Below are 23,214 nucleotides of genomic sequence, written 5' to 3'. Positions count from 1 at the left end.
ATCATTCGGCCGCGATGGCGGCTTCACCAAACAGCAGCGCGCGGGTGGCGGCCGTCACGTCGTCCTTGCGCATCAGGCTTTCGCCGACGAGGAAAGTATTGATGTCGACGGCTTGCAGGCGCTTGCAATCCTCATGGGTGAAGATGCCGCTCTCGCCGACCAGAAGCCGGTCATCCGGGACCATGGCTGCCAACGTTTCGCTCACCGTAAGACTGACTTCGAAGGTGCGCAGGTTGCGATTGTTGATGCCGACGAGCGGCGAAGACAGCTTCAGGGCACGTTCCATTTCCGGCGCATCATGAACCTCGACAAGCACGTCCATGCCGAGCGAGAAGGCCTCGTCCTGCAGACGCTGCGCGTCGTCATCCGTCAGCGAGGCCATGATGAGCAGGATGCAATCAGCACCCCAGGCGCGGGCTTCATGGACCTGATAGGTCTCGAACATGAAATCCTTGCGCAGCGCGGGCAGGGCACAGGCAGCACGCGCGGCCGTCAGAAATTCCGGCGCGCCCTGGAAGCTCGGCGTATCGGTGAGAACCGAAAGGCAGGCGGCCCCACCGGCTTCATAGGCCTTGGCGAGCGCAGGCGGATCGAAATCCGGACGGATCAGCCCCTTGGACGGGCTTGCCTTCTTGATTTCGGCGATCAGGCCGAACTGGCCGGCATCGCGCTTGGCGACGAGCGCCTTGTGGAAGCCGCGCGGCGCGGACTGCCCGGCCTGTATGGCTTTCAGATCGGCAAGCGAGGTCTTTGCCTTGGCGGCAGCGATTTCCTCACGCTTATAGGCTTCGATCTTCTTCAGGATATCGGTCATGAGGCAATCCTAGTCGATATCGTTGGATACGGCGATCAGTTTGTCGAGCGCTGCGGCCGTGGCCCCGCTATCCAGCGATTCCGTTGCGAGCTTCATGCCGTCACGGATCGTCCCGGCCTTGCCTGCAATGACGAGGGAGGCGGCGGCATTGGCGAGCGCTATATCCCGATAGGCATTCTTTGCGCCGGCTAACACATCACGAAGCGCGGCAGCATTGACCGTGCCGTCGCCACCCCTGATATCGGCGAGCACGCAGGGCGTTACGCCGAAATCGGCCGGCGACAGCTCAAAGGTGCGGATCTGGCCGTTCTCGAGTGCAGCAACGCTGGTCTTGCCGGTCGTGGTGATTTCATCGAGGCCGTCGCCGTGGACAACCCAGACGCTTTCGGAGCCGAGATCGCGCATGACTTCGGCAAGCGGCACGACCCATTGCGGCGAGAAGACGCCGAGAAGCTGGCGTTTGACGCCGGCCGGATTGGAGAGGGGCCCGAGCAGATTGAAGATGGTGCGCGTGCCGAGTTCGACGCGCGTCGGGCCGACATGGCGCATGGCCGAATGATGCTGCTGCGCGAACATGAAGCCGACGCCGGCCTCGGCGATGCAGCGCGAGATCATTTCGGGGGTGACCTCGAGATTGACGCCGAGGGCGGCAAGACTGTCTGCCGCGCCGGATTTCGAACTCAGCGCGCGGTTGCCATGCTTGGCAACCGGAACACCCGTGCCGGCGACGATAAGCGCCGCCAGCGTCGAGATGTTATAGGTGCCACTGGCATCGCCGCCTGTGCCGACGATATCGATCGCGTCGGCGGGCGCTTCCACCCGCAGCATCTTGGACCGCATCGTGGTGACGGCGCCGACGATCTCGTCAACCGTCTCGCCGCGGACGCGCAGCGCCATTAGGAAGCCGCCGATCTGCGAAGGCGTTGCCTGGCCGGACATCAGGATATCGAAGGCCTGGCGGGCCTCGTCACGGGTCAGTGGCTCGCGGCTTGCTGCCTTGGCCAGAAGCGGCTTCAGATCGGTCATGCGTCGCTTCTCCCTAGCGGACGGTTGCCTGTTCGGCGAGGGTCCGGTTGACCTCTGCACCATACTGGCTCTGCAACAGGTTGACCATCTGATCGAGAATGTCGTCACCGGCCTGATTTGCGATGGTGGCGATCTGCTGGTCGCGGTTGTTCAAGGCATCGGTCGTCGGCTCTTCGTTGACGTCGGTCACCTTCAGCAGGATCTGCGTGCTCGGATCGGCGCCGACGGCCGTTGCGACGGTATCTACAGGACCGGAGAATGCGGCATTGACGCCGGCGCGGCCGAGAACGGGATCGTCGGTCGAGCGGGTAACGCCGCTCTTGCTTTCGACGGCGATGCCGAGCGGGGTGGCGATATCGGCAAGCGAGGTACCCTTCTGCGCCTGAGCCTTCAGCTCGTCGGCCTTCTTGGCGAGCTCGGCCTTCTGCTGCTCGGCTGTCCAGTCCTGAACGGCCTTGTCACGCACTTCGGCGAGCGGACGATCACGATCCGGCATGACGTCACGCACGTCGAACCAGACATAGCCGTCATTGCCGAGGGAAATTGCGACCGCATCAGCGCCGACATCGGTCTTGAAAGCTTCCGGCAGAAGCTGCTGCTGTGCCGGGATATCCTTGACCGGATTGCCGTCCTTGTCCGCACCCGTCATGTCGATGGCGTCGATCACGACGGCCTTCAGCTTGAGTTGGTTGGCGATTTCTTCAAGAGAGGTGCCGCCGGCGCGCATATCCTCGATACGGTCGTGAACGTTGATGACTTCCTGCGAAGCATTGGCAACCGAAAGCTGCTTGCGAAGCTCTTCCTTCACCTCGTCGAAGCTCTTGGTGGTCTCCGGCTTGATATTGGTCACGCGCAGGATCACAGGACCGAAGGTACCGTCGACGACAGCCGTGGTACCGCCATCCGCCTTCACCGCAAAGGCAGCCTCGGCAACGGCCTGATCCGGAACCTTGTCCTTGGCGAATTCACCAAGCAGCACGTCACTTGCGGTCTTGCCCTGATCGGTGACGAGCTGGTCGAAGCTCGTGCCGCTCTTCAGCGCGGTTTCGGCTGCATTGGCGAGATCCTTGCTGGCGAAGGTCAGCTGTTCCAGGGTGCGGCTTTCCGGCGTCGTGTAAGCCGCCTTGGCCTTGTCGAAAGCTTCCTTGATCTGGTCGTCGGTAACGGTCGTGGGATCAGCGATATCATCAGGCTGAAGCTTCAGATAGGCGATCTTGCGGTATTCCGGCGCGCGGTAGCGCTGTTTGGCGTCTTCGAACCACTTGGACAGCACATCGTCGGCCGGCGTCTTGATCGGCTCGATATTGGCGTTGGTGAGCAGCAGGTAATCGACGCTGCGGCTCTCATTGCCATAGAGTTTCAGCGCGTTGACGAGCGTTGCAGGCGCCTGGAAGCCGTTGGCAACAGCTTCGATGATCTGGCTGCGGACAGCCTGCTTGCTGCGATCCTTGATATAATCGTCTTCCCGGATGCCGGCATTGCGCAGACGAGAGGTGAAGAGCGAGCGGTCGAACTGGCCGTTGACTGCTTTGAAAGCTGGATCGTCGCCGATCAGCTGGGCAAGGCGGTCTTCGGAAAGGCCAAGGCCCATGTCATCGGCAAGCTGGTCCAGCGAGGCACCAGCCAGAAGCTGGGCAAGCACCTGCTGTTCAACGCCGAAAGCGCGGGCCTGCTCCGGTGTCAGGCGCACGCCGTATTGCTGGCCGAGTTGGGCGACCTGGCGCTGATAAGCGAGACGGAATTCATTGACGTCCACATGCTGGTCGCCGACGGTGACCACCGTCGTGCTGTTGCCGCCGCTTATCAGCTCACGCGACACGCCCCAGATGCCGAAGGAGGCGACGAGCAGGAGCAGGAGCAGCTTGGCAACCCAGGTCTGAGCAGCTCTTCTCAGAAGATGGAACATGGAAACGCAAACCTCGCATTATCATTGGCCCAGAAGGGCAGACATTCGTCGTTCCATAAAACAAAGCTGCGAGGAAATGAAGGCTTCTCGCATGAAAAGCTTGCGGGACTTGCACACGCTCTCGCCAACTCGCCGCAAGCGACAAAAGATGCTTGGTTGCGGAACCTTTACAGTCTTCATTTCGTTGAAGCGGCATTCGATCAAACAGGAGCAGACCATGGCCGAATTGAAAACCGCTTCCGCCGAATCCACCGCTGCGCGCGTCAAGGCCGAAGTAGCCGCCGAAGATCTGTCCGCGCAGGTTGCTGCGTTGCGCGATGATCTGGCCCGCCTTTCGGAGAGCGTGATTGCGCTGGGGCAGGGCGCAAAGACCGCAGTGACCGACGAAGCCTCCGTCATGACCGAGCGTGTCCGAGACAAGGTGCGCGAAGAGCCGCTGACCGCAATCGCCATTACGGCAGGCGTCGCCTATCTCTTCGGTCTCCTCAGCCGTCGATAGACGAAAAAAGCCGGACGCATGACGTCCGGCCTTTAATCTTTTTTGGCAATCTTTTCCGTGTCAGGTCAGCGGCGGATGAGACGTCCGATCGCAATCAGGATGCATGCGCCAACAAAGCCCGTGATCAGATATCCGAGCCAGCCGCTGAGTGGCTGGATGTTAAGGATGCCGAGAATCCAGTTGGCGACGATCGCGCCTATGATGCCGAGCAATATGTTCATGAACACGCCCATATTGCTGTGCATGAACTTCTCCGCCAGCCATCCGGCGAAACCGCCGATAATGATAGCTGCAATCCAACCTACACTTTCGTTTTCCATGGCAATCTCCCTCCTGGACAAAACGTGAAATGGAACGCGCGCAATTGAAAAAAGTTCCGCTGAGGCAGCAGTTTAGCGATGTCAGGGATGAAGCAACGTAACCGGCGTGGAGAGCGCGTGAGCCGCGATCTGAAACATCAGTCCTGAAAAGGCCAATGCGGCAAAGCCGGCCGGCATCAGCAAACTCTCCTTGAACATCAAATCCTCCCGTTGTTGGGAGCAAGCATAGTTCATCGCTTCAACTGCGCAAGCTGCTTATTAATAAGTAGTTAAGCATGAAATTTAAGTAAAATCGTCACGACGAAACATGCATTACACCTAATATTAAATCATCTGGAACCGGTGCTTTCTCAATTTGCATTAGTAAAGGAGAGGCTTTGGTCGATACTACCTCCACGGCTCTCGCCTCATGGCGAACTCGGCCGAAAGAAGCGCGCAGCGTACCGAGACGAAGTGCCAGTTGGCCGTAAAGCCGGCGGACGACAGAAGGCTATCTATTCGGCAAGTCGCGCCACCCTCTGCCCGATGGCGAGCGAAGCGGTCAGGCCGGGGCTCTCAATTCCGTAAAGCGCCACATAGGCGGGGTGACCGGTTTGCTCCGGCCCTTGAATCACGAAGTCACCACCGCCCGCAGCCGGGCCGGCGATCTTCGGACGGACGCCCGAGTAGGCAGGCTGTAGCGCACCATCCACCAGATTGGGCCAATAGCGGCGGATTGCGGAATAGAACTTGTCCGCACGACTGGGATCGACGTCGTAGTCAATCGTCTCGATCCACTCGACATCAGGACCGAAGCGCGCCTGGCCAGCAAGGTCGAGTGTCAGATGCACCCCGAGACCGCCGGGTTCGGGGACCGGGTAGATCAGCTGTGTTGCGGGTGCGCGGCCAGTCAGGGCGAAATAACATCCCTTGGCGTAGTGACGCGGCGGGATGGTGCTGGCGTCCAGCCCGGACAGGCTTTCTGACAAGGCCCAGGAATTCAGGCCAGCGGCATTGACCACAAGGCATGTCTCGATCTCTACCGGATCACGGCCGCCGACTGCGAGGCGAACCTTGTCCGCGGTGAATTCACCTTTGATTACGGGAGAATTGCAGATAACGGCTCCGCCATTGGCCTCGATATCCGCAGTGTATGCCTGCATAAGGCCGTGACTGTCGATGATGCCGGTCGAGGGAGAAACAAGCGCCGCAAAGCCTCTGATCTGTGGTTGCCTGCGGGCGAGTTCCGCAGCATCGATCAGATAGCAATCCTCCACGCCATTGGCGGCGGCCTGCCTGGATAGCTTTTCAAGATATCCGACTTCCTCCTCACTCGCAGCGACGACGAGTTTGCCACAGGCTCTATGGGGGATATTTCGCTCCCGGCAATAGTCGTAAAGCCTGTGTTTTCCGGAAACGCAGAGTTCAGCCTTCAAGCTGCCGGTGGCATAGTAGAGCCCGGCATGGATGACTTCACTGTTGCGGGCCGATGTGATGCTGCCGGTTATCGGCTCCGCCTCGAGAAGAACCACGTCGCGGCCGGACATTGCAAGTTCGCGCGCTATTGCAAGCCCCACGACCCCTCCGCCCACGACGACGCAGTCGAGGTCCAGCATCTCCGCCATGCAATTCCCCTCTCATCCTCCAACTGCGCCATTGAACTCGCCGTTTTGGAGAGCTCAGACAACGCAATCCAGCTTTTAGGTATCGTTCGGGCGAACCTATCCCAAATCAAGAGGATGATGAAATACGATTCGATGCATTTAGCCTGGATCATCTTCGTCGGCGCGAGCGACGCGAAAATTCGGCTTCAGAAGGATAAATAACTGATAATTTCAACGATTTATGGCGGAAGAGGTGGGATTCGAACCCACGGTACGGTTTCCCGCACGCCGGTTTTCAAGACCGGTTCCTTAAACCACTCGGACACTCTTCCATCCAGTTGATCCGGCGCGTCTTTGTTGTCAGGCCTTCGTTTTGACGAAGCCTCCTTCCAACGACGGCCAAATCGTGGTTTGGCTGGCTTTATAGCGGTTCGGATTTCAGCGTCAACGTGCTCTGACAGATCGGGCGGCAATTGAGCAGATAAACTGCTTCAATATGTTCTGACGCGGGACAGGGCGGTCGTGTCCGCCGAAAGTTGCTGTCACGATCCGAAACGGTCCAACATGCGGAAATACATCCGCGATTTCATTCCCGCACAGATTAAAATCAACCAAATATTAACCATAATCATTAGAATTCTCGCTATCGCCCCGAAATCGTTCGCAAATTAGCCACGATATCCACAAGATTAAAGTCTCGTTAGGCAGGCAGGGAATAAGGCAACTCCAACTCATTCACGAGTGAGTTCCTTAACCATAAAACGGTCTTGAGTGGCGTGGGGCATATGAAACTGAATTACGGGGCGGCGTCTTTCGCAACGACGGCACGATGGCTGGCATTGTCGGCCATGTGCGCAACAGTGGCGGCCTGCGGCACGACGCAGGCGGTTCCCAAGAAGAAATCCCACGGCAAGGAATATTTCTCGGAAAGCGAATATGGCGTCAAAGCCAGCCCGCGCGTTGCCAACGGCAACAATATTCCCAAGGGCGGCGGCCGCTACATCGTGGGCGATCCCTATGTGGTGAAGGGCAAGATGTATTACCCCAGGGAGGATTACTCCTATAACAAAGTGGGCATCGCTTCCTGGTACGGCTCTGCCTTCCACGGCCGCTTGACCGCGAATGGCGAAGTCTACGACCAGATGCATCTTTCAGCCGCGCATCCGACCTTTCCACTGCCGAGCTATGCGCGTGTGACGAACGTCGAAACCGGTTCTTCCGTGATCGTCCGCGTCAACGACCGTGGGCCCTATCACGAAGGTCGCATCATCGACCTTTCGAACAAGACCGCCTCCATGCTCGACCTGCAGCACAGCGGCACGGGCAATGTTCGCGTGCAATATGTCGGAAAGGCGCCCCTCGACGGTCATGACATGCCCTATCTGATGGCCTCCTATATTCCGAAGGGTAGCCGCATCCCGGGCATCAATCCGGGCGGGGGCCAGATCGCCTCCGGCGTCATGGTCGCCTCCAACAACAAGAAAATCACCGGCGACCAACTCCAGAGCCTCGGCGATTATTCCAGTCCTTCGCCGGCCAACGTGCCGGTACCATTCCGCTCGACTGCTTATGCGGGCTCCACGCCGAGCGCCAAGTATAATGCGGCTCCAGTTCCTGCGTCGATGCAGGCGCCGGCAGGCGGCCATTTCCTGACGCCGCCGCCGGCCTTCACCAATGGCGCTCAGACGATGGAACAGATGGTGGTTCTGCCGGAAATCGGACCCATTCCCTTTGAGCGTCCGAATGGCTGGTCGAAGGGCACATCGCTTGCCATGGGCTATCAGGAGGAGGCGAGGACAGTCAACGTTCCGCTCGCTTTCGACGCCGTGATGGTACGCAATGATGGCCTGACGCAGGAGTCTATCCTCGCCTCCTTCAAGCGTCAGAATGGCGGCAGCGCAAAGGCGCGATGAAAGCCTACAACAAAGTGTAATTGCATCGGCTTCCGGCTCGCTTTACCCTCCTGAATCAACCCGCACGATCAATGGGATTAGCGATGTTGAAGCCGCTGCTTCGCCTCCTTGCATGCCTGCTTTTGCCTGCTTCTGCAGCCTTTGCCGCAGAAGGCACCGAGGCCGGTTTCGTCACCAAGGCCGCGCAGGCCTATATGATCGAAGCCTCGACCGGGACTGTGCTTCTCGCCAAGAACGAGAACCAGGTCTTTGCGCCTGCCTCGCTTGCCAAGCTGATGACGATGGATCTCGTTTTCAGTGCCGTCAGCAAGGGTCAGATTTCGCTCGATACCGAATATCCCGTCTCCGAATATGCCTGGCGTACCGGCGGCGCGCCTTCGCGTGCGGCCACGATGTTTGCAGCGCTGAAATCGAAGGTTCGCGTCGAGGATCTGATCAAAGGCGTTGCGATCCAGGGCGCTAATGACGGCTGCATCATCCTTGCCGAGGGCATGGCCGGCAGCGAGGACCAGTTTGCGGCATCGATGACCCGGCGCGCTCGCGAGCTTGGCATGGAAAAGGCTATCTTCGGCAATTCAACCGGGATTCCCGACGGCAAGAGCAAGGTGACGGCTAGGGAATTGGTGACGCTCGCCGTCGATCTGCAGGCTTCCTATCCCGATCTCTATCCCTATTTTGCCCAAGCGGATTTCGAATGGAACAAGATCTTCCAACGTAACCGCAATCCGCTGCTCGGCATGGATCTCGGCGCTGATGGGCTAGCGACGGGCTTTACGGAAGGCGAGGGCTACTCGATCGTCGCCTCGGTACAGCGTAACGGACGGCGGCTCTTCGTGGCGCTTGCCGGCATCGCCTCCGACAAGGAGCGCACGGAAGAGGCCAAGCGCGTGCTGGAATGGGGGCTGACGGCCTTCGAAAGCCGTCAGGTCTTTGCAGACGAGGAAGTCATCGGTGCGGCGAGCGTCTATGGCGGCACGGCGCGCACCGTCGATCTCGTCGCCAAGGCGCCGGTCAGCGTCTATGTTCCGATCAACAATCCAGACCGGCTCGCAGCCCGCATCGTCTACCACTGGCCGCTGATGGCGCCGGTGAAGGCCGATACGGAGGTCGGCACGCTGCGCATCGTTTCCGGCAACAGGATGTTGCGCGAAGTGCCACTCTATACAGTGCAATCGGTGGAGGTTGGATCGCTCACCAGCCGGGCGGTCGACGCACTGCTGGAGCTTGGCGAATCGCTATTCTTCTCCTGGCTCTGGGACAGGTCCGAGCAGAGCTGAGATCCTTTTTGCCCGCGGATTTTGCCGCAATTTACCGGGGAAGGTGAATATGTCGCCGCGGCAAAAGGTTTCGTTCCGCACTATCTTCGGATAGATAGAGGAAGAGCGTGGCGCTCAGAATGCGGGAAAGTATCATTGTCGTCCGGTACAGGATTGTTCGTTACGTTTGAAGGCGGAGAGGGGGCTGGGAAGTCCACGCAGATCCGCCGTCTCGCCGAGGCCCTTAAAGCCGAAGGCCATGACGTGCTGTTGACCCGGGAGCCCGGGGGCTCGCCGGGCGCCGAAGCGGTGCGCCATGTGCTGCTTTCGGGCGCTGCGGAAGCCTTCGGCACCCGCATGGAAGCGATCCTCTTTGCCGCCGCCCGCAACGATCACGTGGAAGAGGTCATCCGGCCGGCGCTTTACAAGGGCAAGATCGTGCTCTGCGACCGCTTCATGGATTCCTCGCGCGTCTATCAGGGAGTTACCGGCAACCTGGAGCCAGAATTCATCGAGACGCTGCAGCGCATCGCCATCAACGGCGTGATGCCTGATTGTACGCTGATCCTCGATATTCCGGCCAAGCTGGGCCTGGAGCGCGTTATCAAGCGAAACGCCGACGGCCCTGACCGTTTCGAGAAGGAGACGCTCGAAACGCACGAGAAACGCCGCGAAGCCTATCTCGATATCGCCGCGCGCGAGCCGGAGCGTTGCCATGTCGTCAACGCGACGCAGCCTGAAGAGGCGATTGCCGCGGAGATCCTCACCATCGTCACGCAGTTGCTGAAACCATCAGCCGAAGCGCGGATGCCGGAAGCGGCGCATCATGAGTGAGGACAGACCCGGACTGCTCGACGGCGCCATCTGGCCGGCCGAAAATACGAAGCTCTTCGGCCATGAAGATGCTGAGGATTTCCTGACGCAGTTCTACCGCTCCGGCAAAGGCCATCATGCGATCCTGGTCGAAGGGCCAGAGGGGATCGGAAAGGCGACATTGGCCTTCCGCTTCGCCAATCATGTTCTATCGCATCCCGATCCGGCCACCGCGCCAGACCGCATCGCCGATCCGGATCTCGGATCTGCCGTGAGCCGGCAGATCGCCTCAGGCGCCTCGCACAATCTCCTGCATCTTGCCAGACCCGTAGATGAGAAGACCGGCAAGGTGAAATCGGCAATTACCGTCGACGAGGTACGCAGGGCCGGCAAGTTCTTCTCGCAGACCTCGGGCACCGGCAACTGGCGGATCGTCATCATCGATCCTGCCGACGACATGAACCGCAATGCGGCAAACGCCATCCTGAAGATCCTCGAGGAGCCGCCGAAGCGGGCGATGTTCCTCGTCCTGTCGCATGCACCGGGAAAGCTGCTGCCGACAATCCGTTCGCGCTGCCTGCCGTTGAAGCTTGCGCCACTTGGCGACCACGCGCTGGTTTCCGCACTTGCCCATCTCGGCGTTCAGGGTGAGGGACAGGCCCTGCTTTCCGCCGCCAAAGGCAGCGTCGGCGAGGCGCTGAAACTGCTGAATTATGGTGGTGGGGATATTATCGAAGCCTATAACCAGGTCCTGTCTTCCGAAGGACCGGCAGCGCGCAAGGCTATGCACCGGCTTGCCGATGCGCTCTCGGGCAAGGAGGCTGATACGATCTTTGATTTCTTCGTCAGTCATGTGGGTGATGACGTGATGAACCGTGCGCGCCTCGCGGCAGGCGAGGGGCAGATTGCGGCGGCCGAGCGCTTGGCGCGGCTCTATTCCGCGATCACCGAGAAACTGACCGTCTCCGACGCCTATAATCTCGACCGCAAGCAGACGATCATGGAAGTGCTTTCCGATATCAAGCAGCCGAACGCCTGATCAGCCGGCAAGCAGTTTCGAGGCAACGACGGCAAGCGTGACGGCCAGCACGATGCGGATGGTGCGCTCGTGCAGTTTCGGCGCAAGAAGGCTGCCGACGACGATGCCGGGAATGGAGCCGACAAGCAGAGCAAGCAGCATCGACCAGTCGATCTCTCCGATGATCCAGTATCCCGTGCCGCCGATCAGCGTCAGGGGTACCGCGTGAACGATGTCGGAGCCGACGATCTCACGCACATCGAGCCGCGGATAGAGAACGAGCAGGATCGTGACGCCCAGGGCGCCGGCACCGACCGATGTCAGCGTGACGAGCACGCCGAGCACAAAACCGAGAACGACCGTGAAGACCGCGATGGTCGCAGGCTGCGGCGGCATGCGATCACCGATGGCGCGGCGGGCGAATTCGAGGATCTGGCTGCGGAAAACAAGCATGATCGCGGTCATGACCAGAAGCCAGCCGAGCGCCGTGGTGATGGTATTGGTCACGCCGATGCTCTTGCGGTCTACGCCGGCCATCAGCCAGAGCATCAGGAGGGCGGCCGGAACGCTGCCAGCCGCGAGACTGCCGACGATCTTCCAGTTGACGCGCCCATGCATGCCGTGAACGGCAGTGCCCGCCGTCTTTGTAATGGCAGCATAGAGAAGATCGGTTCCGACGGCCGTCGCCGGATGGACGCCGAAGAGGAGCACGAGCAGGGGCGTCATCAGCGAACCACCGCCAACGCCGGTGATGCCGACCAGCGCTCCTACGACAAGACCAGACAGGGAATAGAGAGGCTCGAACGTCAAATACGCGCCTCCGAGGGCGCGCGGCCATCACTATTCCGATCGATGAAAAATGGCACTTTGCTTCCGTCCCGCCCTCTTGCGACAGAAGGGGTAGATTGCGCCAGAACACGAGTCAAGGTCACCAATACGCGGCCCGGAAATCGTCGGTGGCTGCCAAACTTGATGTTTCGCTTGTGCGAGACATGCGCTAATAGCGGCTGACGATTTTTATAGAGTAAGCCGGAATTGGCCGCCATGACAGACAAGACCCCCTTCTACATCACGACAGCGATCTCCTACCCCAACGGCAAGCCACATATCGGCCATGCCTATGAGTTGATTGCGACCGACGCCATGGCGCGCTACCAACGCCTCGACGGCAAGGATGTCTTCTTCCTGACGGGGACTGACGAGCACGGCCAGAAGATGCAGCAGACGGCGCGTGCCGAAGGCATCACGCCACAGGCGCTTGCCGACCGCAATTCCGGCGAATTCCAGGCGATGGCAAAGCTGCTCAATGCTTCGAACGACGACTTCATCCGTACCACGCAGGAACGTCACCACGAGAGTTCGCGGAACATCTGGAAGCTGATGGCCTCAAATGGCGACATCTACAAGGATTCCTATGCCGGCTGGTACTCGGTGCGTGACGAAGCCTATTACCAGGAAAACGAAACCGAGCTGCGCGCCGATGGCGTGCGCTACGGGCCGCAGGGCACGCCGGTCGAATGGGTGGAAGAGGCAAGCTACTTCTTCAAGCTCTCCGAATACCAGGACCGGCTGCTGAAGCATTACGAGGAAAACCCTGATTTCATCGGCCCGGCCGAGCGCCGCAACGAGGTGATCTCCTTCGTCAAATCCGGCCTCAAGGATCTCTCGGTCTCACGCACGACCTTCGACTGGGGTATCAAGGTACCGAACGATCCCTCGCATGTCATGTATGTCTGGGTCGATGCGCTGACGAACTACATCACGGCGACGGGCTATATCGAAGACCGCAACGGGCCGCGGGCGAAATACTGGCCGGCTGATGTGCATATCATCGGCAAGGACATCATCCGCTTTCACGCCGTCTACTGGCCGGCCTTCCTGATGTCGGCAAAGCTGCCGCTGCCGAAGCGCGTCTTTGCTCACGGCTTCCTGCTTAACAAGGGCGAGAAGATGTCGAAGTCGCTCGGCAACGTCGTCGATCCGGTCAATCTGGTGAACCATTTCGGCCTCGACCAGGTGCGTTACTTCTTCCTGCGCGAAGTCTCCTTCGGCCAGGACGGCAGCTACAGCGAAGAGGCGATCGGCACGCGCATCAATTCCGACCTCGCCAACGGCATTGGAAACCTCGCCAGCCGCTCGCTGTCGATGATCGTCAAGAATTGCGACGGCAAGATCCCGGAATGCGGACCGTTGACCGATGAGGACAAGGCGATGCTGGCGCAGGCCGATGCGCTGCATGCCTCGACCCGTGAGGATATGAGCAAGCAGCTCATCCACCGCGCGTTGGCGTCCATCATCGCCGTGGTCTCCGAGACCGACCGCTATTTCGCCGGCCAGGAGCCGTGGGCGCTGAAGAAGACCGATCCGGCGCGCATGGGCACGGTGCTCTATGTTACTGCCGAAGTGGTGCGCCAGATCGCCGTCCTGCTGCAGCCCTTCATGCCGGAATCGTCCGGCAAGCTGCTCGACCTGGTGGCTGCGCCTGCAGGCAGCAGAGATTTCGCAGCGCTTGGCGAAGCCGGCCGTCTGGTGCCGGGAACGCCGCTCGAAGCGCCGAAGCCGGTCTTCCCCCGCTACGTGGCTCCGGAGGCTTAAGGCCGTGCTGGTCGATACGCATTGCCATCTGGACTTTGCCGATTTCGAGGCGGAACGCGACGAAGTAGTGGTGCGCGCCCATGCGTCCGGCGTGGCGCAGATGGTGACGATCTGCACCCGCGTGCGCAAGCTCGACGGGCTGCTCGCCATCACTGAAAAATATCCCTCCGTCTTCTGCTCGGTCGGCACGCATCCCAACAATGCGGGTGACGAACTGGATATCCAGACGGAAGATCTGGTACGGCTCGCGAATGCCCATCAGAAGGTCGTCGCGATCGGCGAGGCCGGTCTCGATTATTTCTACGATACGCAAAAGCCCGAAGACCAGCAGACCGGCTTTCGCCGCCACATTGCCGCGGCACGGGAAACGCAGCTTCCGCTCGTCATCCATAGCCGCAGCGCTGATGCCGACATGGCTGCGATCCTGACCGAGGAAACAGGGAAGGGGGCCTTCCCCTTCATCCTGCATTGCTTCTCGGCCGGCCCGGACCTGGCGAAGACTGGCGTCGAGCTCGGCGGCTACATCTCCTTTTCGGGTATTCTCACTTTCCCGAAGTCGGAAGAGCTGCGCGACATCGCCAAGACCATTCCGCATGACCGGCTGCTCGTCGAAACGGATGCGCCGTATCTGGCGCCGAAGCGCTGGCGCGGCAAGCGTAACGAGCCATCTTACGTGGTGAATACGGCCGAGGTGCTGGCCGATACGATCGGCCTTCCTTACGAGGAGGTCGCGCGGATCACCACCGACAATGCGTTCAGGCTGTTCTCGAAGATGCCGAGGATCTAGCGGCGTGGCACGACGGCAGCGGTTCACCATTCTCGGCTGTTCGTCGTCACCCGGCGTGCCGCGCATCACCGGCGACTGGGGCGCCTGCAATCCTGACAATCCCAAGAACAGAAGAACACGCGCCGCCTTTATGGTGCAGCAGTTTTCTGATGATGGCGCTGCAACGACCGTCGTCATCGATACGGGGCCGGATTTTCGCGAGCAGATGATCAGGGCAGGAGTCGACCATGTCGACGCGGTCCTCTACACCCATCCGCATGCGGACCATATCCACGGCATCGACGATCTGCGTGGTTATTTTCACAATACCCGCCGGCGCGTGCCGATCTTCGCCGACCAGTTTACGATGAGCCGGCTGCGGGAAGCCTTCGGCTACTGCCTGGAGACGCCGCCGGGCAGCAATTATCCGCCAATCGTACTGCCCATCGTGATCGATGATCTGGAAAAGCCCGTTGAAATCCACGGGCCAGGCGGAACGATCGCCTTCATGCCGCATCTGCAGCAGCATGGTGACATCCATTCGCTCGGTTTCCGCATCGGCGATGTGGCCTATTGCAGCGATATCAGCGACTTCCCGCCGCAGACGGTGGAGAGGCTGCAGAACCTCGACATGCTGATCATCGACGCCCTGCAATATGCCTATCATCCCAGCCATCTCTCGCTGGAACAGTCTCTGGACTGGATCGAGCGGCTGAGACCGAAGCGGGCGATCCTGACGCATATGCATACGCCACTGGATTATGATGTGGTCATGGCGGAAACGCCGGACCATGTGGTGCCGGCGTTCGACCAGATGAGCTTCGAAGTCGAGGTTTAGCTGCCGATAAAGGGAGCAACCTCAATGTATCCGCGATGGATCATGTCAATTGCGACATAGAGAATGATCGCAAGGCCGACATACGCGATCCAGCGATGCTTGTTGAGCAGGCGCGCGATGAAGTTCGCGGCAATGCCCATTAGCGCGATGGAAAGGCCGAGACCGACAACCAGGACGCTCGGATGTTCTCGCGCTGCCCCCGCAACGGCAAGAACATTGTCCAGCGACATGGAAACGTCGGCGATGACGATCTGTGTCGCAGCCTGGAAGAAGGTCTTCCTCGGCGCAGCTGCGCCAGCTTCGGCCGCATGTTCCTCGCCATGGCCGGCACGCAGCTCACGCCACATCTTCCAGCAGACCCAGAGAAGCAGCAGGCCACCGGCCAGCAGAAGGCCGACGATCGCCAGAAGATAGACTGCGACAGAGGCGAACAGGATGCGAAGCACCGTTGCCGCCAGAATGCCGACAAGGATTGCCTTGCGGCGCTGCGTGGCTTCCAGGCCGGCAGCAGCAAGGCCGATGACGACGGCGTTGTCGCCGGCGAGAACAAGGTCGATAGCAATGACCTGCAGCAAGGCCGTCAAACCGGCCGCTGTGAAAATATCCATATCGAATTACCCCCGGGATATGCTTCGAGCGTGCTAGCGTCTTGAGGGTTTTCCGTCAACCTGAGAAGGGATGCATTAATGGCCATCCACGGCCATGTAGCGTAATCCAGCTGATGGCGATCGATGCGGTGTCCCGTATCAACGGATCGATGTAGATTATGGAACGATTCTTTTCTTCGATCCGCAGGCCCATGGAAACGTCGCTTTATCTGCCCGTCAAAGGCTTTCTCGAAAAGGCGGGTTATGTCGTCAAGGGCGAAGTCGGCGGCTGCGATCTGGTTGGCCTGAGCGATAGCGATCCGCCTGTGGTGGTAGTCTGCGAGCTGAAGCTGAGCTTCAATCTCGAGCTCATCCTGCAGGCCGTCGATCGCGCGGCCGCCTCTGACGAAGTCTGGATCGCGGCGCGGGTCTCCGCCAGGGGTAAAGGCCGGGAAGCCGATAAGCGCTACCGCGATCTCTGCCGCAGGCTCGGCATCGGCATGCTCGGTATCTCGGATGCCGGCGACGTCAGCATCATCGTCGGTTCCGTATCGCCCATGCCGCGGACCAATCCGAAGCGCCGGTCGCGGCTGATGCGCGAGCACCAGAAACGCCGCGGCGACCCGGCGCTCGGCGGCAGCACGCGCAAGCCGCTCATGACGGCATATCGCCAGCAGGCGCTCGGCTGTGCTGCGGCGCTGGCATCAGGGCCACTGCGCGTGCGTGACATCAGATCCGGTGTACCGGAGGCCGGCAAGATCCTGCTGTCCAATGTCTATGGCTGGTTCGAACGACTGGACAGAGGCGTCTACGGCTTGACGGATGCCGGACGGGAAGCGCTGCAGCGGTGGCCACAGCCGGAGATGCAGGCGGCACAGTAATGGGTGCGATTTGGGTGCGACTTCAGTTCCATAATCTATCTTATGCGATCCTCATTTGTAGCCGCAAAGTTGAAGTGTCCTGTTTCTGCAAAGTAAGAATGTCACTCTCCCCGGGTTTTGATGACCTGGGAGATTGCGGATGGGACTGATTGCGATGAGGGTGTCGGCTTCGAATGCAAAGTCACCCATCTACATTGCAACGCAGTATGGCGAGGGCTACGTCTGGATCGCGACCCAGTCCCGGTCAGGGCCGATCGATGCATTCCTGATCATCGAGGGAGAGCGGTCGTTGGCACGAGCCTGTCTCAAAATAGACATTGATGCGAAGCAAAGCCTGTTCGATAGTCCGTGCTGACGTTACGCCCTCTTCCTGCCCACCACCTGGACGAAATGCCCTTTACACATATGAAAATCCATATCTTTTCTCAGCTCCTGGCTGCAGCCGCGCTTGCTGCAGCCGTCGCCTTGGGGTCGGCAGCCCATGCAGAAAATCCATCCGCGCCGTGGCCGCAGATGATCAGCGACCTGCGGGCCGAACCCGGCATACGCTTCGGCACGCTCGAAAACGGCATGCGATTTGCGATCATGCGCAATGCCACGCCACCGGGACAGGCGGCCATCCGTTTCCGGATCGGCGCCGGCTCGCTCGACGAGAGGGATGATCAGCAGGGGTTGGCGCATTTCCTCGAACATATGGCCTTCAAAGGCTCGACGCATGTCGCCCAGGACGAGATGATCCGCATCCTGCAGCGCAAGGGCCTAGCCTTTGGGCCTGATACCAACGCCAACACATCCTATGACGAGACCGTCTATGCGCTCGATCTTCCCGAGGTCGATGCGGACACGCTTTCAACCGGCCTGATGCTGGTGCGCGAGACGGCGAGCGAACTGACGCTCGACGCCGGCGCCTTCGACCGCGAGCGCGGCGTCATCCTGTCGGAAGAGCGGCTGCGTGACACGCCGCAATATCGCGCGGCGATCGGCGTCACGAATTCCATGCTCGCCGGCCAGCGCGTGACGATGCGCGCGCCGATCGGCAAGGTCGACATCATCAGGAATGCGCCGGTCGATCTGCTGCGCGATTTTTACCACGTGAACTATCGGCCCGATCGCGCCACACTGATCGTGGTAGGCGATGTCGATCCAACAGCCATGGAAATCGAAATCAGGCAGCGCTTCGGCGACTGGAAGGTCGCCGCCCCTGCCCCGCAAAAGCCCGATCTCGGCACGCTGAAGCCGAAAGGCGAAAGCGCCGAGGTCATCACGGTTCCGGGCGGCACAACGAATGTCCAGATCGCCTGGACGCGGCCCTATGATGCTTCGCCTGACACTTTCGCCAAGCGTCGCCAGCAACTGGTCGAAGATCTCGGTCTCCTGGTACTCAAACGTCGACTGGGCGCCATGGCCAACAGGGCCAATGCACCCTTCATCAGCGCCGCCGTCGGCTCTCAGGATCTTTTCGACTCGGCCCATATTGTTGTCGTCACGGCAAATTCCGAGACGGACAAATGGCAGCAGGCACTCGCGGCCATCGATCAGGAGCAGCGCCGTTTCCAACAATTCGGCGCCGAGCAGGCCGAGCTCGATCGGGAAATCGTCGAATATCGCTCTCTCCTTGAAGCGGCCGCCGCCGGTGCTCAGACGCGCACGAGCACCGACATCGCTTCCATGCTGGCGAGCAGCGTCGATGACAATGAGGTCTTCACCTCACCCGCGGACGATCTCTCGATGTTCGAGACGATCACCAAGGGCCTGACAGCGGCCGAGGTCAACGAGGTTGTCGCGCATGTCTTCTCCGGCAATGGCCCGCAGCTCGTCCTGCAGACTGCGCAAGCGCAACAGGGCGGCGCCAGCGACATCAGGCAGGCATATGACACCTCCCTTGCCGTTCCGGTCACCGCGCCGTCCACCGCGGCAGCCGTCGTCTGGCCCTATACCCATTTCGGTGAACCTAGTGCTGTCGTCGAACGTCGCGTCGTCGAGGATCTCGGGCTGACCATGGTGCGCTTTGCCAACGGCGTGCGGCTGACAATCAAGCCGACCGAGTTGCGCGCCAACGAAGTGCTGGTACGCGAGGATATCGGTCGCGGCCGGCTGGGACTGCCGAACGACCATCCCCTGGCGATCTGGGCATCGCCGGCCGTCGCCTTGTCGGGCACCAGGGCCATGGATTATCCGGATTTACAGAAAGCGCTGGCCGCCAAAATCGCCGGCATCGACTTCTCGGTGGACGACAGCTCCTTCCAGTTCACCGGCCAGACGCAGACAGGGGATCTTGCGACGCAACTGCAGATCATGGCCGCCTACACTTCCGATCCCACGTACCGGCCGGAAGTTTTCAAGCGCGTCCGGCAAGCCTATTTGAACAACCTCGATCAGTATGAGGCGACGCCAGGGGCCGTCATCGGCCGCGATTTCGCAGGCCTCGTGCATTCCAGCGACCCACGCTGGACCTTCCCGGACCGGGCGCAATTGTCCGCCACGAAGCTGGAAGATTTCGAAGCGCTGTTCCGGCCGCAAATTTCCGCAGGTCCGATCGATATCACCATTGTCGGCGACATAATGGCGGACGAAGCAATCCGCCTGACGGCTGAAACCTTCGGGGCTTTGCCGGCTCGCCCTGACGCGACAACGGACAATATTGCAAACGATGTGCATTTCCCCGCACCCACCGAAAAACCCGTCATGCGGACCCATAACGGGCGGGGCGATAATGCCGCGGCGATCGTCGCTGCCCCCGTTGGCGACATGCTCTCGGATATGCAGCGGGGCTTTGTCGCCAATGTTGCCGGCCAGGTCTTCGAAAACAGGCTGATCGACCAGTTCCGAATTGCCGAAGGCGCGGCCTACAGTCCGCAGGGCGCCATGGACCTGTCGTGGGACATTCCTGGCTATGGCTACGCCTATCTCTATGTCGAGACGAAACCGGACAAAGTCGAGAATTTCTATGCGCTCGTGGACAAGATCGCCAATGATCTCAGGTCAAACGATGTTTCGCCGGACGAACTGGTCAGGGCTCGGGCTCCGATCATCGAAACATTGAAGCATCAGCAGCAGAGTAACGAATATTGGGTGCAATATCTGAACGGCGCTCAAACGGACCCTCGCCGTCTGGAACGGATACGCGACAATCTCAGCGGCTACGGCAAAGTCACCGCCGAGGATATCCGTCAATTTGCCACGACCTATTTCCGTCCGGATAAATTCTGGAAATTCGAGGTGCTGCCGGCAGCGGTACGATAGGCACAGAGTGCCTCAAAAACCGGATCCCGACGGTGGCCGTGTGCTTCGGGATCCGCTTGCGATTTTGTTTCATCCACACCGCTTAATGCCTGACAATGCCGAGCGGGATTGCCTGCGTAAAAACGTCGAGATCGTTTTGATGGCGGAGCTGCACGCAGCTGGCTAGATGCCCAAACGAATTCACCGGTCTTCGCATGGCATCCGATCATTCTCATCCCATTCAGGAATATGCGCGCATTGTGCGCGAGAAGAACCTTTTGAAGCTTCGTCTTCTTTCTGTTGACCGGCAGCTTGCCACGGCCAGCGGCGCCTGGAAATCCTTTCTGGAGGAGACGCGTCTTTCGGTCATCGAAGCGATGCTTGCGCTTGAGGAGGAGGGCGAAGGCTATCTCTTGCTGATGCGTAAGGACTGCCCGACGTAAGTTCCCTTCAGGCCGAGGCGAAGGGATGCGAGCGCCCTCTCCGCCTCCTCGATCTCCTTGAGCACCAGGCGCTGCTTGCGATGATCCATTCCGCCTCCGGCAAGTGCGGCATCCACCAGTTCGAGCACGTCCGTCGCCTCGACGACCACTCGCGTCGCACCTCTCTGCAGTGACGCGACAGGCTCGGCCTGTTCCACACCGGAAGAGCGTTCCGCTGCAACAAAGATACTTCCCTCGAGGAGATAGGATGCGAGGCGTGGATCGGGCACGACTTCCAGCAGATTCTGGATTTCGTCAGCGGAAAAACAGGTTCTGCTGATCAGGCGCGAGTGGAAGGCCGCGTAATTCATCCCCAGGGCGGCGGCGACGACATTCACCGGATAGGCTCTCTCTACAACAAGAATAGTGTAGACGATGTCTGCGAAAGCACGGCCGCGTTGCGTCATGATCGCCCCCAGGTTCTGTTTCTGCAACTATAGCGGAAGCCGCGTCAAAAGGGAGCGGCTGTTTTGATATCGCATCGGTCAGGGCGGTGCTAACGCGGCGCCTCGGCAGGAGACACCCCACCTGCCGGGGAAAGGCCACCTGCCTCCGAGACCGCTAAGGCGGGTGGCCGGACCGCACCGGCGCGAGCGGCGCTTTGGTCCGGTTTTGCTGGTTTCCGCCCGCAAAGCGTCGCTTTCGGGACGGCACTGGGATCTTTGTGGTCTACTCTGTAACTGGCAACCGCTGCGGGAGGAGCTGCTGGCGCGTTGCCTTGATTCAAACGGAGGAGACGGAAATGAGCAAGAACCGTGGCGTCGTCTATTTGCGGCCCGGAAAAGTGGAAGTCCGCGACATCGACGATCCGAAACTCGAGGCGCCGGATGGCCGTCGTATCGAACATGGCGTCATCCTGAAAGTCATCTCCACCAATATCTGCGGTTCGGACCAGCACATGGTCCGCGGCCGCACCACAGCGATGCCGGGCCTCGTGCTTGGACATGAGATCACCGGCGAGATCATCGAAAAAGGCATCGATGTCGAAATGCTCGATGTCGGGGACATCGTCTCCGTACCTTTCAACGTGGCCTGCGGGCGCTGCCGCTGCTGCAAATCACAGGATACCGGCGTCTGCCTGACGGTTAATCCGTCGCGGGCCGGTGGCGCCTATGGCTATGTCGACATGGGCGGCTGGATCGGCGGCCAGGCTCGTTACGTCACTGTCCCCTATGCCGATTTCAATCTCTTGAAATTCCCCGACCGCGACAAGGCGATGGCCAAGATCCGTGATCTCACCATGCTCTCCGACATCCTGCCGACCGGGTTCCACGGCGCGGTCAGAGCCGGCGTCGGCGTCGGTTCGACCGTCTATATCGCAGGTGCCGGCCCTGTCGGCCTTGCAGCGGCGGCATCCGCCCGTATCCTCGGTGCGGCCGTCGTCATGATCGGCGACTTCAACAAGGACCGCCTCGCCCATGCCAGCCGAGTCGGCTTCGAGGCCATCGATCTCTCGAAGAGCGACCGGCTCGGAGATATGATCGCGCAGGTGGTCGGCACCAATGAAGTGGATAGCGCCATTGATGCAGTCGGCTTCGAAGCGCGTGGGCATTCCGGCGGCGAACAGCCGGCGATCGTGCTGAACCAGATGATGGAGATCACCCGCGCCGCCGGCTCCATCGGCATTCCCGGCCTCTATGTCACGGAAGATCCGGGCGCCGTGGACAATGCGGCCAAGCAGGGAAGCCTCTCTCTGCGCTTCGGTCTCGGCTGGGCGAAGGCGCAGTCGTTCCATACCGGCCAGACTCCGGTGCTCAAATATAACCGCCAGCTGATGCAGGCGATTTTGCATGACCGCCTGCCGATTGCCGACATCGTCAATGCGAAGGTGATTTCACTTGAAGATGCCGCCCAAGGTTATGAGAGCTTTGACCAGGGTGCGGCGACAAAGTTTGTTCTCGACCCGCATGGTGCAATTGCCAAGGCGGCCTGATTCATCGATACGATGTGCCGGGGCTGCAATGCCCCGGCACTCCTTTATGGAAACGCGATCGGCCGCGCCTCCCCGGCACTTTCGCGCGCCGGATGACAATCAACGCCGCTGCACTGTTCGTTCACTACATCGGGCGAAATCGACAAGACTTTGCCCACACTTCCGGTGTCGTCCTCTGGTCGAAGGCGCTGAAACGGATATCGACTTTCTGGCCAAGCGTTAGCTGGTCGATATCGCGCGCGTGGCCATCGTCGCCTCGGCGACTACGCCTTCTCGCTTCGGCAGCGAGATCCTCTCCTGACACGCTGAACAGCAAGATGCCCAGGTCCGCATAATATCGGATCCCCGCCGACGCATCGCATCACAATCATATTGCGAGCAATACAATATAGTTAACGCGATCATAACTTTGGCGGATTCTACTGTGAATCAGGCCCTACTTTTGAGCGAATCACTATCCAATCGAAGTAATGTTTTCTGCTTCCAGGCGAGGAGGATGAAATGGCCCAAGCCACTAGAATTAATGACGTTATCGATTCATTCGGAATTGATACACATATCGACTATACCGACGGGAAATATTCCAATATCGCGGAAGTTGTTAAAGCCCTGGGCTATCTCGGCCTCGACACAGTTCGCGATCACGCGCCCACCCCTGCCTCCGACCCCTACGGTCAGGGCCACCTTGGGGATGCGGCAGATGCCGGTGTCAAATTCGTTTTCGTCTCCGGGCGGGATGACACCCCCGCTACCGTTGTCCAG

21 protein-coding genes, 1 tRNA gene and 1 pseudogene are annotated in these 23,214 nt (G+C 60.0%); 14 read left to right on the top strand and 9 right to left on the bottom strand.

Annotation, left to right across the window (positions count from 1 at the left end):
* Position 1: 1 nt before the first annotated feature.
* The 3 genes from trpC to J2X71_RS30085 are packed head-to-tail and all read right to left on the bottom strand — an operon-like array spanning position 2 to position 3,746.
* Complete coding sequence (gene trpC, locus J2X71_RS30095) at positions 2–814, bottom strand: indole-3-glycerol phosphate synthase TrpC (RefSeq protein WP_310388071.1); 813 nt, start codon at positions 812–814, stop codon at positions 2–4.
* 9 nt (positions 815–823) lie between these two features.
* Complete coding sequence (gene trpD, locus J2X71_RS30090; protein ID WP_310388069.1) at positions 824–1,840, bottom strand: anthranilate phosphoribosyltransferase; 1,017 nt, start codon at positions 1,838–1,840, stop codon at positions 824–826.
* Between the two features lie 13 nt (positions 1,841–1,853).
* Positions 1,854–3,746, bottom strand: coding sequence for a SurA N-terminal domain-containing protein (locus tag J2X71_RS30085; protein WP_310388067.1), 1,893 nt, complete (start codon positions 3,744–3,746; stop codon positions 1,854–1,856).
* Between the two features lie 217 nt (positions 3,747–3,963).
* On the opposite strand from J2X71_RS30085, the gene J2X71_RS30080 reads away from it, so the two are divergent.
* Complete coding sequence (locus tag J2X71_RS30080; protein ID WP_310388313.1) at positions 3,964–4,245, top strand: hypothetical protein; 282 nt, start codon at positions 3,964–3,966, stop codon at positions 4,243–4,245.
* A 65-nt stretch (positions 4,246–4,310) separates the two neighbouring features.
* Here the strand turns inward: J2X71_RS30080 and J2X71_RS30075 are convergent, their stop codons facing one another.
* The 3 genes from J2X71_RS30075 to J2X71_RS30065 all read right to left on the bottom strand — a co-directional run bounded on the left by J2X71_RS30075 (position 4,311) and on the right by J2X71_RS30065 (position 6,480).
* Complete coding sequence (locus J2X71_RS30075) at positions 4,311–4,565, bottom strand: GlsB/YeaQ/YmgE family stress response membrane protein (protein WP_310388065.1); 255 nt, start codon at positions 4,563–4,565, stop codon at positions 4,311–4,313.
* A gap of 494 nt (positions 4,566–5,059) precedes the next feature.
* Complete coding sequence (locus tag J2X71_RS30070) at positions 5,060–6,169, bottom strand: NAD(P)/FAD-dependent oxidoreductase (RefSeq protein ID WP_310388063.1); 1,110 nt, start codon at positions 6,167–6,169, stop codon at positions 5,060–5,062.
* Positions 6,170–6,390: 221 nt separating this feature from the next.
* Positions 6,391–6,480 (bottom strand) — tRNA-Ser (locus J2X71_RS30065).
* A gap of 453 nt (positions 6,481–6,933) precedes the next feature.
* Here J2X71_RS30065 and J2X71_RS30060 point away from each other — a divergent pair.
* From J2X71_RS30060 to J2X71_RS30045, 4 genes are all read left to right on the top strand, one after another.
* Positions 6,934–8,061, top strand: a complete 1,128-nt coding sequence (locus J2X71_RS30060; RefSeq protein WP_310388061.1) for a septal ring lytic transglycosylase RlpA family protein — start codon at positions 6,934–6,936, stop codon at positions 8,059–8,061.
* Positions 8,062–8,144: 83 nt separating this feature from the next.
* Positions 8,145–9,338, top strand: a complete 1,194-nt coding sequence (locus J2X71_RS30055) for a D-alanyl-D-alanine carboxypeptidase family protein (RefSeq protein ID WP_310388059.1) — start codon at positions 8,145–8,147, stop codon at positions 9,336–9,338.
* 135 nt (positions 9,339–9,473) lie between these two features.
* Positions 9,474–10,151, top strand: a complete 678-nt coding sequence (gene tmk, locus J2X71_RS30050; protein WP_310388057.1) for a dTMP kinase — start codon at positions 9,474–9,476, stop codon at positions 10,149–10,151.
* A complete protein-coding gene (locus J2X71_RS30045) occupies positions 10,144–11,169 on the top strand; it encodes a DNA polymerase III subunit delta' (protein WP_310388056.1) in 1,026 nt (341 codons plus the stop codon). The genes tmk and J2X71_RS30045 overlap by 8 nt, the downstream gene beginning before the upstream one ends.
* On the opposite strand, the gene J2X71_RS30040 is transcribed toward J2X71_RS30045, so the two are convergent.
* Entirely contained in the window at positions 11,170–11,958 is a 789-nt protein-coding gene (locus J2X71_RS30040; protein WP_310388054.1) for a sulfite exporter TauE/SafE family protein, read from the bottom strand.
* Between the two features lie 234 nt (positions 11,959–12,192).
* Between J2X71_RS30040 and metG the strand changes: the two genes are divergently transcribed.
* The 3 genes from metG to J2X71_RS30025 are packed head-to-tail and all read left to right on the top strand — an operon-like array spanning position 12,193 to position 15,347.
* Positions 12,193–13,743 (top strand): methionine--tRNA ligase, encoded by a 1,551-nt coding sequence (metG, locus tag J2X71_RS30035; RefSeq protein WP_310388052.1) that lies wholly within the window; start codon positions 12,193–12,195, stop codon positions 13,741–13,743.
* Between the two features lie 4 nt (positions 13,744–13,747).
* A complete protein-coding gene (locus tag J2X71_RS30030; RefSeq protein ID WP_310388050.1) occupies positions 13,748–14,530 on the top strand; it encodes a TatD family hydrolase in 783 nt (260 codons plus the stop codon).
* A gap of 4 nt (positions 14,531–14,534) precedes the next feature.
* The gene (locus J2X71_RS30025; protein WP_310388048.1) at positions 14,535–15,347 is read left to right on the top strand and encodes an MBL fold metallo-hydrolase; all 813 of its coding nucleotides are present in this window, start codon (positions 14,535–14,537) and stop codon (positions 15,345–15,347) included.
* On the opposite strand, the gene J2X71_RS30020 is transcribed toward J2X71_RS30025, so the two are convergent.
* Positions 15,344–15,955 (bottom strand): TerC family protein, encoded by a 612-nt coding sequence (locus tag J2X71_RS30020; RefSeq protein ID WP_310388046.1) that lies wholly within the window; start codon positions 15,953–15,955, stop codon positions 15,344–15,346. The two genes, J2X71_RS30025 and J2X71_RS30020, sit on opposite strands and share 4 nt — an antisense overlap.
* A 191-nt stretch (positions 15,956–16,146) precedes the next feature.
* On the opposite strand from J2X71_RS30020, the gene J2X71_RS30015 reads away from it, so the two are divergent.
* The 4 genes from J2X71_RS30015 (at position 16,147) to J2X71_RS30000 (ending at position 20,480) form a co-directional block, all read left to right on the top strand.
* Positions 16,147–16,815 (top strand): DUF2161 domain-containing phosphodiesterase, encoded by a 669-nt coding sequence (locus tag J2X71_RS30015; RefSeq protein ID WP_310388311.1) that lies wholly within the window; start codon positions 16,147–16,149, stop codon positions 16,813–16,815.
* 139 nt (positions 16,816–16,954) lie between these two features.
* Positions 16,955–17,170, top strand: a complete 216-nt coding sequence (locus tag J2X71_RS30010) for a hypothetical protein (protein ID WP_310388044.1) — start codon at positions 16,955–16,957, stop codon at positions 17,168–17,170.
* A gap of 50 nt (positions 17,171–17,220) precedes the next feature.
* Entirely contained in the window at positions 17,221–20,058 is a 2,838-nt protein-coding gene (locus J2X71_RS30005) for an insulinase family protein (protein ID WP_310388042.1), read from the top strand.
* Positions 20,059–20,252: 194 nt separating this feature from the next.
* Positions 20,253–20,480, top strand: coding sequence for a hypothetical protein (locus J2X71_RS30000; RefSeq protein WP_310388041.1), 228 nt, complete (start codon positions 20,253–20,255; stop codon positions 20,478–20,480).
* Here J2X71_RS30000 and J2X71_RS29995 read toward each other — a convergent pair.
* The gene (locus tag J2X71_RS29995; RefSeq protein WP_310388039.1) at positions 20,444–20,926 is read right to left on the bottom strand and encodes a phage regulatory CII family protein; all 483 of its coding nucleotides are present in this window, start codon (positions 20,924–20,926) and stop codon (positions 20,444–20,446) included. The two genes, J2X71_RS30000 and J2X71_RS29995, sit on opposite strands and share 37 nt — an antisense overlap.
* A gap of 335 nt (positions 20,927–21,261) precedes the next feature.
* On the opposite strand from J2X71_RS29995, the gene fdhA reads away from it, so the two are divergent.
* Together fdhA and J2X71_RS29985 are read left to right on the top strand one after the other, a co-directional pair.
* The gene (fdhA, locus tag J2X71_RS29990; RefSeq protein ID WP_310388037.1) at positions 21,262–22,452 is read left to right on the top strand and encodes a formaldehyde dehydrogenase, glutathione-independent; all 1,191 of its coding nucleotides are present in this window, start codon (positions 21,262–21,264) and stop codon (positions 22,450–22,452) included.
* Positions 22,453–22,953: 501 nt separating this feature from the next.
* Positions 22,954–23,214, top strand: a pseudogene (locus J2X71_RS29985) (calcium-binding protein); the annotation flags it as partial.

It is taken from the genome of Rhizobium sp. 1399, from assembly GCF_031455475.1.
Lineage (GTDB): Bacteria > Pseudomonadota > Alphaproteobacteria > Rhizobiales > Rhizobiaceae > Rhizobium.
The sequence above is the reverse complement of the archived record's forward strand: the minus strand, read 5'-3'. Positions and strand labels throughout refer to the sequence as shown.